Below are 16,979 nucleotides of genomic sequence, written 5' to 3' on the forward strand. Positions count from 1 at the left end.
GCCGATTCGAGGGCTCGTTCCTTCCTTAGCGAGGCAATGGAGAGAGCCTCAATTTTTGTTAGGCCAGACTTCCCACGCGGTGGTGACGTCGGCAAGCCCGCGCAAGGCATCGCGATTGCCGGTCGCCGCGACCGCTTCGAAGATCTGCTTCGCCTCTGCGAAGCGTCTAAGCTGCAGATATGCGTAACCACGAAGAACCATCAGGTCAGAGCGATCGGACGCTATCCGGCTCAACCGGTCGAGCAACAGCAATGTCTCGGGATAGCGCCCGGCATCGAATGCGGCGATCGCCCGATCGGCGAGGATTGCCGTCTGCAGTTCATCGACGCGGGCACGGGGCTGGGGCGATTTCGTCGCCGCGACCGCCGCCCTGTCGGTCAGGCCGGCGCGCAGATAGGCAAGGCTCTGCCCATAGGCGGCATCCTCGCGCAACCGCGACTGCGGCGCGCGCAGCGCGACTTCAAACGCCTCTGCGGCTTCAAGCGGCCGGTTCAGATCCATCAGGCACCACCCGCGCGCCAGCGCCGCCGCCGGCGAGAGCCGGCCCGGATCGCGCGTCGCGCGGCAACCGGCGGTGCTTCGGGCTGCCGCCCGCGGCGCGGTCCCGCGATAAACAGGCTGAACGCCCTCGCGTCGGGGTGTCGTAACCGCCGCAGGCCGCTGCGTAACCGTCGCTGGCTGTGGCGCACCGTTTGCCGTCGGCGTCGGCAATTGGGTTTGCGGCGTAGTTTCCGTCTCCGTTAGCCGTGCGATCCGTTCCGATCGCCCGGCCCAAAGGCGTTGAATTTCGGCGACGCCCGCTTCGTCGCCGAGTTGATGACGGCTGAGCGCCAGACCATAGGCTGACGGCTCGTCATCCGGTTTCCAGCGAAGCGCAGCGGAAAACCATTGGGCGGCCGTTTGGTGCTGTCCGAGCGCCCGGGCATACCAGCCGAACTGCTGTGCGGTTGCCGGGTCGCGGCCCTTCATTGTCTCCACGGAGATACGCTGGAGGACATCGGCTGAAAGCGCGACGGGAGGATCCATCGCCAGCAGATTGGCCGCCGCTGCCATGTAGGTCGCGTGTGCGTCGGCCGATGCATCCCGCCAAGGATAAAGCACTTGTTCGGCTTCCTGAGGCGCCTTGCGATCGATGAGCGCGAGCGCCAGCCCCTGGGAAGCCTCGGCGGAATCCTGCTTGTCGTGTGCCCGGCGGAACCACTGCTCTGCCGCGCTCATGTTGTTACGGCGCAGTTGATACCAGCCGAGCAGCAACGCGTCCGACGCCAGGCCTTGCGTTTCCACCAATCGCTCGACGCGTTGCAGATATTTCGGATCGACGGCAAGCGCGGCATCGTCGTTACCTTCGGCAACGAAACGTCGTGCGAGATCGTCGCGGATTGTTTCGAATTCAAGCGTTCCCGCCGCCGTCGTCCTCTCGAAGGAAAGCAGTTCCTGGACGGTCGCGTAGGGTAGCAGGGCCGCCGCCTTTTGCAGCGTCGCAAGCCGCTCCGATTGGTCGTCGCAATTCTTCAAGATATAAAGATAGGCGTCACGCGCCCGGTCATGCCTGTCCGTTTGCGCAAAGGCCTCGGCGACGCGCCACAGCACGTCGACTTCGCTGCAGGTCAGAAGGCTTGGCGTGCGGGCGCCCACCTGGATGACAGTCTCGTATTGCCTGAGGTCGGACGCGTTGATAAGCCTCGCGCGCGCCTCGGCGATGTCGAGGCGCTCGATCAGATCGGCGGGCGGCTGCCAGCCGGGATCGTTCGACTGCCGTTCGGAGATCGCCCTGCGCACCTCACTGTAGCGCCCCTCCGAATAAAGCTGCCACATGGTTTCGAGTTGCGCGTCGGCGTTGCGCGGCACCGCCAGCGGATTTTCCGGAGGCGTCCAATTCGGATAAAGCGTCCGCAAGCGCGCTATCTCGGCCTCCAGACGCGCGGTGTCGCCCTTGCTGGCGAAATAGCGTAGTGCAGATTCATCGACGACCGGCTCCTCGGGCTGCGCTTCGGCCTCCGGTGGGCTTGCCGCCTGGGCGATCTCTTCCGCCGCAGCCTTGCCGGGGAGGCTGTCGCCCAGGACGAAAGCAACCCGTTCGGGGACGGTGTGCTTGATCAGTTCCCCGATGTCCTGCCGCAGATGCCTGTCGTCGGCGAGGCCGGCAACGCCGATCGCCGCGATCAAGACAGCCACGGAGGCAACGATTGGGGTCTTCATAAACACTCCGGATGATTTTGCTCCACAAAGGACAACCCCAGCAGGTGAAGTGTCGAAGGATAATATTGCGTGGGGCTGAACAACCTGGCGGTGTCCGGCAGCTTCGCTCCGTCAAGGACACAGGCCAGAATATGGTTAACAATTCGATAACCCGGGTCGTCCAGCGCTTTGATCACGGTCCCGCCATCGAGATCGATGATGGCGATTGCTCCATCCGGAGTACCCATGCCGTCCGCCAATCGCGAGAGGAGTTCGCGATCCGTGTAGCCTGCGCGCGCAAGGTAGAGTGGAATGCGCAGTGCGTTGTAACCGAAGTGAGCCGGGAAGCCCGCCGCCGGCTTCAGCATCGTCCGGGCGCTCACCCAGTCCGCCGGCATCTTCCTCGGGCCGAACTGCAGACCCTCAATCATCGCCTCTCCTTCCTCGGAAAGGGTCTGCCACTTGGGTGAAGGGGCGACCCGGTTCAGGACCGGGAACGCCTCGAAGATCCAGTAGGACGGGTTGATGACCGGGCCATCGGCACGATCCGACGCCGAGAAGCCGGAAACTCCTGGCGTGAGCAGCGTCCTGCCGCCATATTCGACTACGGCATTGTCAAGAATCGCCTTCGCCATTGCAGACGCAGTGCTCAGGTAATCGCTTCGCCCCCAGCGCTCGCCGGCGAGCGCCAGCGCATAGGCAATCAGGATATCGCCATCGGTCGCATTGTTGATGTCGACAACATGCGGCGTATCGACCGGGCTCCATTTCCAGGCGGCTAGCCCATCGTCGCGAAGCAGGAGTTCGCGGCGGGTAAAGGACCAGATCTGCTCGAAGTCGGCCGGATTGTCGGCAAGAAATGCAAGAAGGAGGCCGTAACCCTGTCCTTCGCTATGGCTGATATTATCGTTGCCGTCATCGACGATGCGGCCGCTCGGATCCAGAAACCTCGCCTTGTACTGTGTCCACGCATCTTCGCTCACGACCGCGCGCACCTCCTGCGCCTGTACAGCGCCACCTGAAATCGCCAGCAAAAATACGAATGCGACCAACCACTTCATAGGCGACGCCCCAGCTTGCCAAGCAGTCCTGCTGTTGAAATGCCGAGCAAAATGGCGAGGCCGACGAGCAACAACGCGTAAAGAAGGACGTTCGTCGACAGCCAGTTGGCGCCGATCAATCGATAGTTCCAGAGAGACGGAGCCTGTGTCGGCACGAACTCGAACTGCCTGGCCGGGATCGTTCTGACCAACTCATTGAGCGGTTCGAAGGTCGCAATGTGACCGGATAACTGGTTCCATCTCGTGATATCCGCGATCGCCGAGACGCCCTCTTCGAGCAGCTTTGGTGTCGGCGAAGTCACAACGGTCCACGTCGCGGTCCCTGCGGGATTGGCTGCCTGAGCAATGAGCAGGGTTGCAGCGTCGAGCGGTGCAAAAATGCTCTCCTTCCCCGGCGTGATCGTGAGCGAAGTCAAGGAAATACCAAAGGTCTCCCTCATCCAGTCTTCAATATTTGCAATCGGCATCCGCCAGCCCCCGCCTCGCAATCGCGCTCTCCACTCATCGAACGCTGTCTGTGTCACCGTGCGCGAAACCGTATCCGGGGCACTGCCCCACGAAACCTTGACGCTTGCGTCGATACCGACCTGCGTCAGCACCGAGTCCGGCAGCTGCGGCAAAGCACCGATGAAGAGCGCATTGCGATCACCGACCTCCAAAGGCGTGGCGATGCGCTCGATCTGCGCTAAGCTTTCGCCTGCAAGCGCCAGCCGTGACACGAAAGTCGCGGCGGCCGAAAGTGTCTCCGTGTCGCGCCGGTCGAGATAGAGCGCAACCGGTCCCGCATCGGCGCGGTAGGGATAGCCGACGCCCGACATGGCGTCGAGGTTCGGACGCAGGCCGATGCGTGCGAAATCCGGCATGCGAAACTCGGACGTATCGAACAGGGCGAATCGCGCCTCGGTCGATGCAGTAGTTCCCGGTGCGCAGACGCTATCGGCTTCGGTCAGCAAGGCAGCCTCCAACTCGATGAGGTTGGGACCGGGCCGGAAGTGGCGAAGGGTGACGCTGATGGGCAGGTGGCGGACAAAGCGGCCGCTTGCCGAACCTAGCGGCACCGTCGAAGCGATGTTACCGTTGACATAGATATCGATCCGGCTGCCTGAACGCACCGCTTCCGTATAGGCCGCGTCAAGCAAAATGGTGGCCTCGCCATAGGCGCCCGCGTAAAAATCCGAAGGGAGGGAGACGCTGAATGGCGTGCGAAAGCGGCGCCCCGAGAACTCGGCCGTTGTGACCCCGAGCTCCGAGAACCGGAGCGTTTTGGCTGAAACAAACAGGGGCGGCTGAGGCAGGCGCCAGCGTTCCGTATTGATGACGTCACGTGGCACGTCCGACGGGCGTTCGGTTATTTTGGTGACCTCTTCGATTGCAGCTTCGACGGCCGACCAATCCGGCCCCGTCAAAACCAGGAGCGGCGCGCCGCTGGCCTCGTCTTGTACGAAGGTAGCAACAGATGTCGCCGACGCTCCGTCCGGCATCGACGGCAGAAGGGGTGCCAATTCGGATACCGTGCCGGCCAGGACCGTCAACTCTCCGGGCTGGCCGAGCACAGGCATGTTCTCCGTCACGAGAACGCTCTGAGCGGGCATGTGTCCAAGCAGAGCCAATCCCTGTGCAAGCCGCATGACTGTGCCGGTCCTGCTCGGCTGGTTGAGCGCAGGCATTACGATATTGAACCGCGTGCGGCCATCGCCGTTGTTGCCGGTCGCGCGTATATCGTCGATCGTCGACAACCGGCCCGCGTCCCGCCCCGCGAACTCGATGAAGGCGGTCTCGGACGGAATTTCCGTCCAGAGTTCATAGGTCGACTGGATGGTGCAGTCCGTACGGTGACGTTGGTGGACACGAAAGCGGACTTCGTTGGACCCCGCCCGCAACAGATCCGGCGGGAGCTTGTAACTCCGTGTTTGTGGCGCCTCGGTCGCGCGCACTGGCCCTTCGCCGATGAGCCTGCCGTTCACGATCACGGAAAGAACGGAAGCCTCGGGCGCAACGACTATTGCATTCTGATAGGCGAAGGTGAGCGTGTTTCCCGCTGCCGCCTGACCCGGCGTCAGATAGACGGACCATGTCCGCTCATCGAATTCCCCCGTCAGCGAAAGCGTCGAAAATGGGATGATATGGCGACGGAATGCAATCGGCTGCTCCGCTGGTGGGGTCGCGGCGTCATCAGCCTGCCGGTCTGTCTGGCCGGGCCTCGCCGGAGGTTGTACCGGGGCCCGCTCCTCGGCGGGACGTTCGCCCGTCATGTCGAAGGGTGCCGGCTGGGCCAGGGTCGGCCCGCACACAAGCACCGAAATCACGAATGCGAGCATCCTGATCATCGCGCGCGCCCCGGTTCACGTTGAGCGGAACCCATGCTGCGGAAGAGATAAACAAGTCCTCGGTTCATCTGATAAAGCGAGAGCCACCAAAACCACAGCGTTCCGCGCACCAGCCCAGGATTTGCGCGCCGCAGGCGCTGGAATTCGCTCCACTGCTGCGAATTTGCAAAGATCAGGTCGGCAACGAGGCTATGGTGACGGGCCACCTCCGGCAGGTACCGGCAGCCGACGATCGTTATGTCGCCGCCGGATTCGACGTTCTTGATCGCAACCGGCAGCGTATCGAGCGTGCCGCCCCCGCTATAAGGCTCGAAGCGAATCTGGGCCTGCGTGTCGATGACGAGATTGCCATCACCCAACCCATACACCTGCACGCGGGCGCCGTTTGCCGAAACGTTCTCGATCGTTGCCGGATACCACTTCTCATTCAGTCCGAACTCGCATCGGCGACTGACCTTGACCCGCCTCGACCCCGATCTTTCACCCCGCTCGGACACGACGCCGAGCGCGCAACCGGCCAGGACCAGATTGAAGAAATTCCAGCCACCCACAACAAGGGTGATATCCGCCTTGTAGGGTTCCGCATAGACGCGATAGGCGGTGATCAGGAGGGCAATGAACAGCACGGCGAAGATGACGAAGAACGGCCGGCTGATCTCCGAAAGTCGGCTTTCGAATATCGACTCGTCCTTTGCGGTCACCTTGAAGGTGGGTTTACGCGGACTCGCCAGAACGGAAAACACTGCCGGCAGGAGATGCACCGCCTGCACATATTCGTAGAGCTCCGAGATCCACGGCCAGCGAAACGATCCGTAGAGGTAGTTCTGCATCATCAGGTTCACGAGCATGTAGGCGAGCGTATAGGCCAGGAACTCGCCGCCCGATGCCGTGAATATCTCGAGATCGAAGAACAGATAGCAGAGCGGCGCGAACAGGAAGATCGTGCGCGACAGCGGGAACATCCAGAACAGGGCGGACGACATGTAGCAAAGCCGCTGCGGCAGGGACAAGCCGCGCTTCAACAGTGGGAAATGGAACATGAGGATCTGCATCATGCCCTGCGCCCAGCGGCTGCGTTGACCGATGAAGCTGGCAAAGGTCGCCGGCTGCAACCCGGCGATAAGCGGACGATCGACATAGACGCTGTTCCAGCCGCGCCCGTGCAGCGCCAGCGCCGTTTCGCAGTCCTCCGTGATGCTGGAGCCGCTGAACCCGCCCGCATCGTCGAGCGCCGCTCGCCGCAGCACCGCCGCCGAGCCGCAGAAAAAGGCGGCGTTCCACTTGTCGAGGCCGCGCTGGATGATCCCGTAGAACATCTCGTTTTCGCTCGGCATTTTTTCGAACGTCCTGAGGTTTCGCTCGAGCGGATCCGGATTGAGAAAGAAATGCGGCGTCTGCACCAGGAAGAGACGCGGATCGTCCTCGAAATAGCCGACCGTCTCCAGGAGGAAATCACGGGCCGGCGCATGATCGGCATCGAACACCGCAATCAATTCGCCGTCGGCGTGCAGCATTCCGTTGTTGAGATTGCCGGCCTTGGCATGTTCGTTGCGCTCGCGCGTCAGATAGCGCACGCCGAGATCGGCGCACAGTTCCTGCAATTGCAGATGACGCGCCGCGGCGCGCTGCGCCTCGACGAGGCTGGCGGAGTCGCGCTTCTGCTGGGTCCCGCCATCGTCGAGCAGCCATACCGTCAGCTTGTCGGCCGGGTAGTCCATGCCTTTCGCTGCCGCGAGCGTATTGGCGAGAAGCGATGCCTCCTCGTTGTAGGAGGGAACGAAGACGTCGACCTTCGGGGATTTTGCTGCCGTGGCGGCCCGGGATGGTCGAGGCGGGAGCGGCATGGCCACGACGAAAAGGCTGAGGGCCAGCATCATCACGCTGTACATTTCGGCGAGGTAGAGCAGGAAGCCCGGAATGAAGTTTTCAGGCTGGTTGACGGGCGGCAAGGTGTTGGTCGTCCGCCAATAGACATAGCGCAGCACGATTGCCGTACCGAAGGCAAGCGCGATCAGCCGCCATCTGCCGCCGGCGTTCACGAGCTTGATCAGCGCCATGAAGGTCACGACGACAACACTTGCGATCAGTTGCGTCTGCAGATTGACAGGCAGCGTGATCAGGGCGACGACGCAAAGGGAAAGAAACGCCCACACGGCAAGGGCAGCAACTTTACTCATTCATTCGCCTTCCAGCAGACGGCATCATGCCGCTGGTTTGACCAAAACAGGTCCTTAAAGTTCGACCAGCCTCATACCAAACGTTGGTTACAGGCTGATCAAGGACAATCGGTTCCGGCCTGCGCGTCGCAGGTCGGCATTGGTACCACAACCGTGCTCCCCGCCCCCGCCGGCGTTCCCGTCGGCGTTGGCAGGCCGCTTGCAGCCTGGTCCGGCGGCCCGGGCACCGCAGCCTGCTCCCGCACTTGCGGCCTCCCCATTCCGGCCCCTACTGCCGGACGGACGATCCTTCTCTCGACCACGGTAACACGCTCGATCGCGGGTGGCTCCTTTGGATAGATGGGACTGCCGGTACGACCAATGCCGGGATCTACCGCGGGCGGTTCGCCATAAGGATTCCACCTCGGATCGGGAAAGGTGCCGCTGATTGTGTAGCCATAAACGGGCGCGAGAAGTTCTCTTTCCGTGGCTCCAGCCGCACAATAGCGCACCCGGACCTGTATTGTGCCATGGTTCTGCAGCGGCGAGCGGCGGTGTTGCGGCGGGCGAATCTGCTGCCAGGCATAGAGGCAGGCATCGTCCCCGCGACCGCGCCCGAAGGCGTAACCGAAAGGTCCGTAGCTGTTCTGAAGGAAATAGGGCGATTGCGTCAGTGCCGCTCCGGGCACCGCCCGCCGCGCCTCGCGCATCATCTGCGAGCTGCGAACAGGGAGGTATGCGCTGCTCTGCTGGCCGAAAACCGTTTCCATCGGCCCGAAAAACTGGGCCTTGAGAAAATTCTGTCCGGGCGTCGAGGCGGATGTATGGAGAAAGACGTCCTGTGCTATGGAGTTGGCGAAACGGCGTTCGACGACGTTGAGGACCGCCGGGCCGCCGGGCGGCGGCAAGATGAGCGCATTCTCCGTCGGCACAAGGGCCGCGCCTGACATCGTGCGTACGCCTTCGCGCGCCGCGCACCCGACCAGCAGAAGGCCCAGAATGGCAAGCATGCCCGTGGGACCGCCCGTGCATCGGCGGGCGGCAAGCGCCACCCCTTCCCAAAAAAGGCCGAATCGCCGACTCAAGAACCGCTTTGCCATGCGGAATCCATAGTCGATCCGTGCCGTTTATCAAACCTTAGGGAATAGGGGGGCGCGTGCGGCTACATCTTGCCGAGGGCGGTAAGCGCCTCATCGACGATCGCAGCCAGCGGTTGGTCGATGTCGATCGCCACGGTGTTCACCTCGCTGGTCGGATCTTCCAACGTCGCGAGCTGGGTCTTCAGCAGGGACGGCGGCATGAAGTGGCCGGTGCGATGCTGCATGCGCTCCGCCAACACCGCCTCGGTTCCATGGAGATGGACGAAGGCCAGCCCCTCCGGCGCGCTTTCACGCAGCTTCTGCCGATAACTGAGTTTGAGCGCCGAACAGGCAACGACGGCCGGGCCCGAGTTTTCCGCGAGCCTACGGCCGATCGCCGCCAGCCATGGCCAGCGGTCATCGTCCGTCAGCGGAATGCCCTCCGACATCTTCTTGATGTTCTCGGGTGGATGGAGCGCGTCCCCCTCGATGAAGGGATAGCCACAGGCCTTCGCGATGTGTTCGCCCACGGACGATTTTCCGCTGCCAGACACGCCCATCACGATGATCGAGCCTGGAAATCTGTGTGCCGGTGCCGCGGGCCTGTGCCTCTTGTCGATCATCATCCTGGACCTGGCATCCCTGTCTGTGGGCAAGCGATTGCGCCTCGCTCTTAACTTCCGCGGCGGCGGTGGGCAAGCGGCGCGAAGCGCACGTCGCCGCTGCCCCGGCCATTTGAAACGACGAAATCCAAAAAAACAGTTGAATTTTCTCATAACGCCACGTATTTTTCCGAAATGGACGTCACAGACAGAAAAATCATTGGAATCCTTGCGGAGGATGCCCGCACATCGTTGACCGACATCGGCGCGGCGGTCGACCTTTCGCCCTCGGCGATCAACGAACGCATCCGCCGTCTCGTCGCCAGTGGCACGATCCGCCGTTTTACGCTCGACGTGGATCATCGCGCTCTTGGCCTCGACGTTCTCGCCTTTGTCTGGATCGCCCTCTCGGCCGATGCCGATGAAACCGAATTCCGTGCATTCATGGCAACGCACCCGGTTGTCGCCGAATGCCATCACGTGACCGGCTCATGGTCCTATTGCGTCAAGATCCGCATGCCGACGCTCGGCGACATCGAGCCTTTTCTCTCGGAGCTGAAAGCACGGCGATACCTCGCCCGCAGCGAGACCGTCATCGCGCTTTCGACCGTTGCCGATAACCTCTTCACGGGACCGGAGGTCCGATAGACATGTCTGTACTGCTTTTCGGAAAAGGCCTCCTGCTCGGCCTTGCCATTGCCGCGCCGGTCGGGCCGATCGGCGCGCTTTGCATCAGCCGTACGCTGACGCGCGGCTTTTGGGCCGGCGTTGCCGGCGGCCTCGGAACGGCCCTCGCCGACGCGACCTACGCGATGCTTGCGGCGGTCGGTTTCGCGGCATTCGCTGCCGTGCTTTCCGTGATCGCGACACCGCTGAGCCTGGTGGGAGGCCTGTTCATGATCTGGCTCGGCTGGCGCGGACTCGCGCCGAAACCCGTTGCCATGGCCGCCGAGATCGACGCGCGCGATCTCGTTCACACAACGACTGCGACCTTCTTCCTGACGATCGCCAACCCCACGACGATCCTGTCCTTCGCCGCCATCTTCGCGGGGCTCGGGCTTTCGACGGTCGGCGAAGGGATAAAAGGCGCGATTGCCGTCTCGGGCGTCTTTCTCGGTTCGCTTGCCTGGTGGTTCTTCTTGAGCGGCGGCGTCGCGCTTGCCAAGGCGCGGCTCCCGGACGGTTTCGCCACCTGGGTGTCGCGCATTTCCGGGCTTCTGCTCATCGGATTTGGCGTAACTGCGCTCGTCTCGAGCGCAACCCGGTTTGTCTGACGCCCTCGCGGTCGCCGGTGCCGAAGCCTTCGCGGCGCCGGTTTCAGGGCGAACCAGCCGTCTGGTGAGTCACAAGGCGGCCAACGGGCGGTCGTATGCCGGCGCGCCACAATCATAACGCGACACAATCACAAAATGTGTTTCGGCCCATGGATTCTGGCGCGCCATGATTGCATCGCAACACTTATTCGAGCAAACTCATACGCATGAGGTCGCACCGCTCCGAGGAGAATCATTGAGATGAACAAGAAGGATCCAAACCCGATTGATACCTTCGTCGGTTCTCGCGTCAGAATGCGCAGACTGATGGTCGGGCTGAGCCAGGAGAAGCTGGCCGATGGCCTGGGCATCACCTTCCAGCAGGTACAGAAGTACGAAAAGGGCACGAACCGCATCGGCGCGAGCCGGCTGCAGGCGATTGCCGATATCCTGGGCGTCCACCCAAGCTTCTTCTTCCAGCGCGACGAAGAAAGGCCGTCGGGCCGAGAAAGCGCCGGCGACATGCATGAGTCGAACGAGATTTCCTCCTTCGTCGCCTCGAAGGAAGGCATCGCGCTCAACAGGGCGTTCCTGAAGATCGCCGATCCCGTGTTGCGGAAGAAGATCATCTCGCTCGTAGCCGCGATGGCCCAGACACCAGATACGGAGTCAACGAGCGTCGCCGCTGGCGCGCGCCGCACAGAGCCCCTGCACGGTTAAGAGCTAGCCTTACCGTCAGCGAGGGGGCCGCATGACCTACAGGTTGCAGACTCTGGGACGATTGCGCCTGCTTAATGAAGCGGGCCGCGAAGTCGCATTCCCCGAGAAGGGCCTGCTCATCCTGTGTCTCGCGATTGCCAACGGCCATCGCGAGCAGTCCCGGGCGGAAACGGCCAAGCTGCTGTGGGACGGGGTCGAGCCCAGCCAGGCCTATGTCAACCTGCGCAAGACAATCTCCCGCATCACCGCCCAGCAGATGGAGCTCGGGCGCACCTTTCTGACCTTTTCGCAGTCGTCGATCCTGCTCAATCCGGGAACCCTGACGAGCGATCTGGATGCCGTGACGGACGATGGCGGCGACGCCGTGGCTCGCTTCTGCCGCATTGCCACTGTGCTGCGCGACGATTTCCTGAAGGACGCGAAATCGCACGGCAAGGCGCTCGATGCCTGGATCAGCCACCAGCGCGAGACGCATATGTCGCTGCTCAGGGAACGCCTGCTTGCCGCGACGCCCGCCGCCGCCGGCAAACATCGCGAACTTCTCAAGTCGGCGGCAATGCGATTGCTCGAACGCAGTCCGTCGGACGAGGAAGTCCGCGCGATCTTGAAGAGTGCGCTGGAATCCGAAGGGCGGCATCATGATGCGCAGGTCATCTTCGACAGCGTCAGCCGCTCGGTGCCTGTCATCGGCAGCCTGCCCTCCGCACCGGTCGAGGTCCTTGTCGGGGATGACCATCAGCAGAGAAAGCCGCCGCGGCTCGTGCTGCTGCCGCCAAACTCCGAGCGCGCGGATAGCGCCGCGGCAATCTTCGCAAGCTCGCTCATCGAGGACGTGACGATCGGCCTCTGCGCCCTTCGGTCCGTCAGCGTCATCGCGCCCTATACCGCGGCGCAGATCGGCCTTCAGGCCGACAAGGCGAACACCTACGAACGGCACACCATCAGCTATATCCTCGACACACGATTGACTGACGAGGGCGATCGGCAGAGCCTCTTTGCCCAATTGATCTTCTTTGCGAGTGACGAGGTCATCTGGGCCGACCGGTTCAATCTCGTCGGCGATGGGCTGATGCAGTCGCGCAGGGGCATTGCGCACCGGATCGCTTCGGCGATCGCAAGCCAGGTCGAACGGAATGAAGCCGCCCGACACGCCTACGAGCGCAATGGCGAGTCCTATCGCAGCTATCTCCTCGGCCAGCGGTATCTCAAGCATCTCAACCTTCCGGAGATCCGCCGCGCGCGCAAGAGCTTCCGCGAGGCGTTGAGCGACCAGCGGGACTTCGCCCCCGCCATGAGCGGGCTTGCCAGGAGCTATTTCGTCGAATGGCTGCTGACGGCGCGCGGCGATCGCGAGCTGCTGACGCTGGCCGAAAGACATGCGCGTGACGCGATCGCCGCCGACGAGACGCTCGCCTCCGGCCACCGGGAACTCGGAGTCGTCAAGCTCTACCTCCGCGAATTCGACGAAAGCGTCGAATTCCACGACCGGGCGGAAGAGCTCAGCCCGCACTATGCCAATGTTATCGCCAGCTATGCCGACACCCTCGTGCAGGCCTCCCGTCCCGGCGAGGGCCTGCAGAAGATCGAGGCGGCGATCGATCTCAACCCGATCGCTCCGGACGAATATTTCTGGACGGCCGCCGGCGCCAGCTACTCTCTTGGCCACTACGAACAGGCGCTCGCCTATATCGACCGGATGCGGGACCGGACACCGGCCGACCGGTTGTCGGCCGCGAGCTGGGGCATGCTCGGCGACCGCAGAAAGGCTCGCCAGTTCGTGCGAAAGACACTCGATGTCCATCCGGACTTCGATCTCGACCGCTGGATGGCGATCGTGCCCATCCGGGAGGATTGGCAGAGGGAGCATTACCGCGAGGGCCTGAAGAAGGCGGGTTTTTGAGGCGCAATTCCGCGCGAGAGCAAGAGGGGTGAAATAATGGCTGAGGTTGTTGTTTTCGGCATTGCCGGAGAGGATCATTTGTGGCTCGCGGATCTCAGGGCGGGGACAGTCACCAGGATCGATCCGCCCAAGCAGGGTGCGCTGGCAGACGCCGACGCATTGCGCAAGGCAGGGTCCACCGTCATCAAGACTGTCAATCTGGCCGCTGCGGCAAGTTCTGCCGACCGCGTTTTCGGGGGGTTCCTGGACGGCTAGCCGGGTATTGCCACGGGCGGCAGGCCAAAGGGGCTGTCGCCCGTGCGACCCCTCGATAGCCATGTCCAGCTCAATTCGCTATTCCGATCGCATCTGTGCCGCCGAAACGACCTTCGGCCGGATCGAACCGCTTTTGCCGGAGTTCGGCATCACGCGGCTTGCACGCCTGACCGGACTGGATTGCATCGGCATACCGGTCTGGAATGCCGTGTCTCCGAATTCGAAGTCGCTGGTCATCAATCAGGGCAAGGGCATAACGGACATCGACGCCAAAGTCTCGGCCGCCATGGAGGCGCTCGAGCGTGCCGTCGCATGCGCGCCGCGCGTGCCGACGAGAGTTGTTAACCGCAGCGAGCTATTGGCCGAAGGCGATCAGGCCCTGCCTCTACCGGGGCTGATCGCCAGCGCGCGAGCCGATCTTGCCGACGATGAACCGATCCGCTGGGTTCTCGGCCGCGACCTCGACAGAGGAGCGCCGACATGGGTTCCGCTGGAGGCCGCGCTGCTCGACAGGACGGTGGAGAACTGCCGGTACTGGCAATCGTCCGATGGCCTCGCCTCCGGCAACACCGAGACTGAAGCGGTGCTACATGGGCTCCTGGAGCGGATCGAACGCGATGCGGAGGTGCTGTGGCGCCTCACGCCATTGGCAACGAGGCTTCGACGCTGCGTTGCACCGCAGGCGCTCGGCGATCCGGTGCTCGATGCGATGGCCGCAAAGTTTGCCGCAGCCGAACTCGAGCTGCGCCTTTTCGACATCACCAGCGACGTCGGCATACCGAGCTTCACCGCTGTCGTGGCCGGGAAAGACATTCTCACGGCGAAGGCGCCGCTTTTCCATCACGTGACGGTCGGACATGGGGCACATCCGACTGCAGCACGGGCGGCCATCCGCGCCGTAACCGAAGCGGCCCAATCGAGGCTCACCTACATCAGCGGCGCGCGCGACGACGTCTATCCGGAGACGTTCGTTCGCCCCTTGCCGCAGCAGACGCAAAAACTGTTCGAGGCTGTGCCGCAAGCGCCGACACGCGTCGACGCTACCCAGGCGGGGGGACCGGACGCGCTCTTGTCTTTCGTCCTGCAGCGGCTGCGGGACGCCGGCATCGGTCAGGTCATCTCCGTGCCGCTGCTCGGGGATGACCTGCCCTTTGCGGTTGTGAAAGTGTTCGTTCCGGAGCTGGAAAACCCGGAGGGCGAGCGCAAGCGCCGCTTCGGCACACGGGCACTCTCCCGGGCGCTGGAGGTGGCATGAAGATCGTCTTCGTCGGCCCGACCGTCCCGGATGCGCGCGCGCTCGCCGGTGCGGCTTTCGCGGTCCATCCGCCGGCGATGCAGGGAGATATCCTGCGTGTCGTACGCGCCGGGGCGACGATCATCGGCCTTGTCGACGGCAACTTCGAACATGTGGCGCCGGTCTGGCACAAGGAGATCCTGTTCGCCCTTTCACAAGGTGTACAGGTCTTCGGGGCGGCGAGCATGGGTGCCTTGCGCGCCGCTGAGTGTGCGCCGTTCGGAATGGTGGGGATCGGAGACATATATCGCCAGTATGCCGCAGGCGAGCTTGCGGACGACTCGGATGTGGCCCTGCTTCATGCGCCCGCCGAGCTCGGCTATGCGCCCCTGACGGTCCCGCTGGTCAATGTGCGCGCGACGCTTGCGCGCCTCAGGCAGGGCGGCTCGATTACGATTGCGGATGCCATGCGGATCGAAGCGGCAGCCGGGCAGATATTCTACAAGCGGCGCACATGGGCGGCGATCGTTGCCGATGCAGAACTTCAGGCGGATGCCGATCGCGCCGCCTTGGCGGCAAGGCTTCATCAGGAGATGGTCGACCAGAAGCGCATCGACGCCCTCGCGCTTTTCGACGCGGTCAGCGCCCAGCCGGAGGAACGGCGCGGCGAAAGACCCGGCCGGGCATTCAATTCGACAAGTATGTGGAAGGTTTTGCTTAATCAACCTGAGACGTAGGACCGGTTGCATTTCCCATTCAGCGTGTGTCACGCCCGTGTCACGCCCACGGCGCCAAAGTCACGCTATATTTGCTGCGGAAAGCGGGTCGCAGTGACCCCCGAGTGACACTGGGGAAAATCATGCAGCAATCCATCAAGCTACCTATCGACGTGGAAGACAAGGAGAAGGAACTTCTGGCCCTTGCCCGCCTCGTCAGCTACGCACGAGACTCCGCCAAGACTTTGAACGTCGAGGGCGTGCAATATTGCCTGGAATTGGCCTTGGCCTCCCTGCTTCAGGAAGTCGAATACATCAGCGACAAGAACGTTCTTCCGACGGTCGATCTGGTGGCTCTGGGCAGCCTGGGCCGCTGCTGACTGAACGCGTGGGGAGCGGTTTCCAACCGGAACCCGCTCCCACTGCTCAGCCATCGCGGGCGGCCAACACAGACCGCTTACGATCGAGCGACGGGCACCAAGGTCCTCTTTTCAATCTTGCCTGCCACCGAAAAGATCAGGAATTCGGTGGCCTGACCGATTTTCTCACCGTCCATCAGCCTGACGACGTCGTCCACGCCGCCGACCGGCTTGCCGTCGATCGCCAGGATATAGTCGCCTTCCCGAAGACCGCCGCGCTCGGCCGGACCGCCGGGTTCCAGCCGTCTCAGCCGGACGGATGTCGTCCGGTCAGACCCGGCCGCGAGCGCGATCCTGCGGGGCAGTTCGATCGTGTCGCCGGCTATGCCGATGTACGCCCGCCTGACATGACCGTATCTCAGAATCTCGGAAATCACGAAATTCGCCGTGTTCGAGGCGACCGCAAAGGCGATGCTCTGCGCGCCCTGGATCATAGCCGTGTTGACGCCGATGACTTCGCCGCCCGACGAGACCAGCGGCCCTCCGGAATTCCCGGGATTGAGGGCGGCGTCCGTCTGGATCACGTCGTCCATCAGGCGTCCGCTCGCCGCCCGCATGGTGCGACCAAGCGCCGAGACGATGCCCGCCGTGACGGTCCACTCGAAGCCCAGCGGATTGCCGATGGCAATTGCAATATGGCCCCGTCGCAACCGCTGCGAGTCCCCTAGTCGCGCCCAGGCGCCGACGCCCGAGTTCGCTCGTATGAGCGCGATGTCGGTGTCGACGTCGCGACCGAGCACACGACCTTCCGTCACGAAGCCGTCCGGTGTCGTGATGCGAACGGCCCTCGAATCCCCGACGACGTGATTGTTCGTCACGATCAGCCCGTCGGAAGAAATGGCGAAGCCCGAGCCATGACCGGCCCTGCCGCCAACGCGCTCGATGCGGTTGACCGCGGGACCGACCACGTCGACCGCGCCGGCAATTGCATGCGAATAGGCATCCGTCAGCGCGCCGTCGTCGACGGGCGCTATTTCCTTGTCGATGAAACCCATGATCTGATCCTCAAACGGCGGCGACCATCGCCGCCGAACCAACGGACCGAAACAATTTGGTACTGTTGTTCAAAATAGATGGAG

Annotated in this window: 15 protein-coding genes; 8 read left to right on the forward strand and 7 right to left on the reverse strand. The window is 63.0% G+C overall.

All coding sequences use genetic code 11. From position 1 onward, the window contains the following. Nucleotides 1-48: 48 nt before the first annotated feature. The 6 genes from RB548_RS31235 to RB548_RS31260 all read right to left on the reverse strand — a co-directional run bounded on the left by RB548_RS31235 (nucleotide 49) and on the right by RB548_RS31260 (nucleotide 9,424). Nucleotides 49-2,199, reverse strand: a complete 2,151-nt coding sequence (locus tag RB548_RS31235) for a cellulose synthase (protein ID WP_331376243.1) — start codon at nucleotides 2,197-2,199, stop codon at nucleotides 49-51. Continuing rightward, entirely contained in the window at nucleotides 2,196-3,239 is a 1,044-nt protein-coding gene (locus tag RB548_RS31240; protein ID WP_331376244.1) for a glycosyl hydrolase family 8, read from the reverse strand. The genes RB548_RS31235 and RB548_RS31240 overlap by 4 nt, the downstream gene beginning before the upstream one ends. Continuing rightward, entirely contained in the window at nucleotides 3,236-5,566 is a 2,331-nt protein-coding gene (locus tag RB548_RS31245; protein ID WP_331376245.1) for a cellulose biosynthesis cyclic di-GMP-binding regulatory protein BcsB, read from the reverse strand. Before RB548_RS31245 ends, RB548_RS31240 begins: the two co-directional genes overlap by 4 nt. Continuing rightward, nucleotides 5,563-7,743, reverse strand: coding sequence for a UDP-forming cellulose synthase catalytic subunit (gene bcsA, locus RB548_RS31250; protein ID WP_331376246.1), 2,181 nt, complete (start codon nucleotides 7,741-7,743; stop codon nucleotides 5,563-5,565). Before bcsA ends, RB548_RS31245 begins: the two co-directional genes overlap by 4 nt. A 98-nt stretch (nucleotides 7,744-7,841) precedes the next feature. Then, on the reverse strand, nucleotides 7,842-8,822 hold the full coding sequence (bcsN, locus tag RB548_RS31255; RefSeq protein WP_331376247.1) for a cellulose biosynthesis protein BcsN: 981 nt from the start codon (nucleotides 8,820-8,822) through the stop codon (nucleotides 7,842-7,844). 62 nt (nucleotides 8,823-8,884) lie between these two features. Next, complete coding sequence (locus RB548_RS31260) at nucleotides 8,885-9,424, reverse strand: gluconokinase (protein ID WP_331377179.1); 540 nt, start codon at nucleotides 9,422-9,424, stop codon at nucleotides 8,885-8,887. 174 nt (nucleotides 9,425-9,598) lie between these two features. Between RB548_RS31260 and RB548_RS31265 the strand changes: the two genes are divergently transcribed. From RB548_RS31265 to RB548_RS31300, 8 genes are all read left to right on the forward strand, one after another. Further along, nucleotides 9,599-10,051 (forward strand): Lrp/AsnC family transcriptional regulator, encoded by a 453-nt coding sequence (locus RB548_RS31265; protein ID WP_331376248.1) that lies wholly within the window; start codon nucleotides 9,599-9,601, stop codon nucleotides 10,049-10,051. A 2-nt stretch (nucleotides 10,052-10,053) separates the two neighbouring features. Then, on the forward strand, nucleotides 10,054-10,677 hold the full coding sequence (locus tag RB548_RS31270; RefSeq protein WP_331376249.1) for a LysE family translocator: 624 nt from the start codon (nucleotides 10,054-10,056) through the stop codon (nucleotides 10,675-10,677). Nucleotides 10,678-10,917: 240 nt separating this feature from the next. Continuing rightward, nucleotides 10,918-11,376: a helix-turn-helix domain-containing protein gene (locus RB548_RS31275; RefSeq protein ID WP_331376250.1), complete on the forward strand. Its 459-nt coding sequence runs from the start codon at nucleotides 10,918-10,920 to the stop codon at nucleotides 11,374-11,376. Nucleotides 11,377-11,407: 31 nt separating this feature from the next. Next, entirely contained in the window at nucleotides 11,408-13,276 is a 1,869-nt protein-coding gene (locus tag RB548_RS31280; protein ID WP_331376251.1) for an SARP family transcriptional regulator, read from the forward strand. Between the two features lie 36 nt (nucleotides 13,277-13,312). Then, complete coding sequence (locus tag RB548_RS31285; protein ID WP_331376252.1) at nucleotides 13,313-13,531, forward strand: hypothetical protein; 219 nt, start codon at nucleotides 13,313-13,315, stop codon at nucleotides 13,529-13,531. 61 nt (nucleotides 13,532-13,592) lie between these two features. Continuing rightward, nucleotides 13,593-14,786, forward strand: a complete 1,194-nt coding sequence (locus tag RB548_RS31290; protein ID WP_331376253.1) for a YcaO-like family protein — start codon at nucleotides 13,593-13,595, stop codon at nucleotides 14,784-14,786. Continuing rightward, nucleotides 14,783-15,502, forward strand: a complete 720-nt coding sequence (locus RB548_RS31295; protein ID WP_331376254.1) for a TfuA-like protein — start codon at nucleotides 14,783-14,785, stop codon at nucleotides 15,500-15,502. The genes RB548_RS31290 and RB548_RS31295 overlap by 4 nt, the downstream gene beginning before the upstream one ends. Nucleotides 15,503-15,624: 122 nt before the next feature. Continuing rightward, the gene (locus tag RB548_RS31300; RefSeq protein WP_331376255.1) at nucleotides 15,625-15,861 is read left to right on the forward strand and encodes a hypothetical protein; all 237 of its coding nucleotides are present in this window, start codon (nucleotides 15,625-15,627) and stop codon (nucleotides 15,859-15,861) included. A 77-nt stretch (nucleotides 15,862-15,938) separates the two neighbouring features. On the opposite strand, the gene RB548_RS31305 is transcribed toward RB548_RS31300, so the two are convergent. Next, nucleotides 15,939-16,895 (reverse strand): S1C family serine protease, encoded by a 957-nt coding sequence (locus RB548_RS31305; RefSeq protein ID WP_331376256.1) that lies wholly within the window; start codon nucleotides 16,893-16,895, stop codon nucleotides 15,939-15,941. Nucleotides 16,896-16,979: the final 84 nt, after the last annotated feature.

The sequence above is a fragment of the Sinorhizobium chiapasense genome (assembly GCF_036488675.1).
GTDB classification, from domain to species: Bacteria; Pseudomonadota; Alphaproteobacteria; order Rhizobiales; family Rhizobiaceae; genus Sinorhizobium; species Sinorhizobium chiapasense.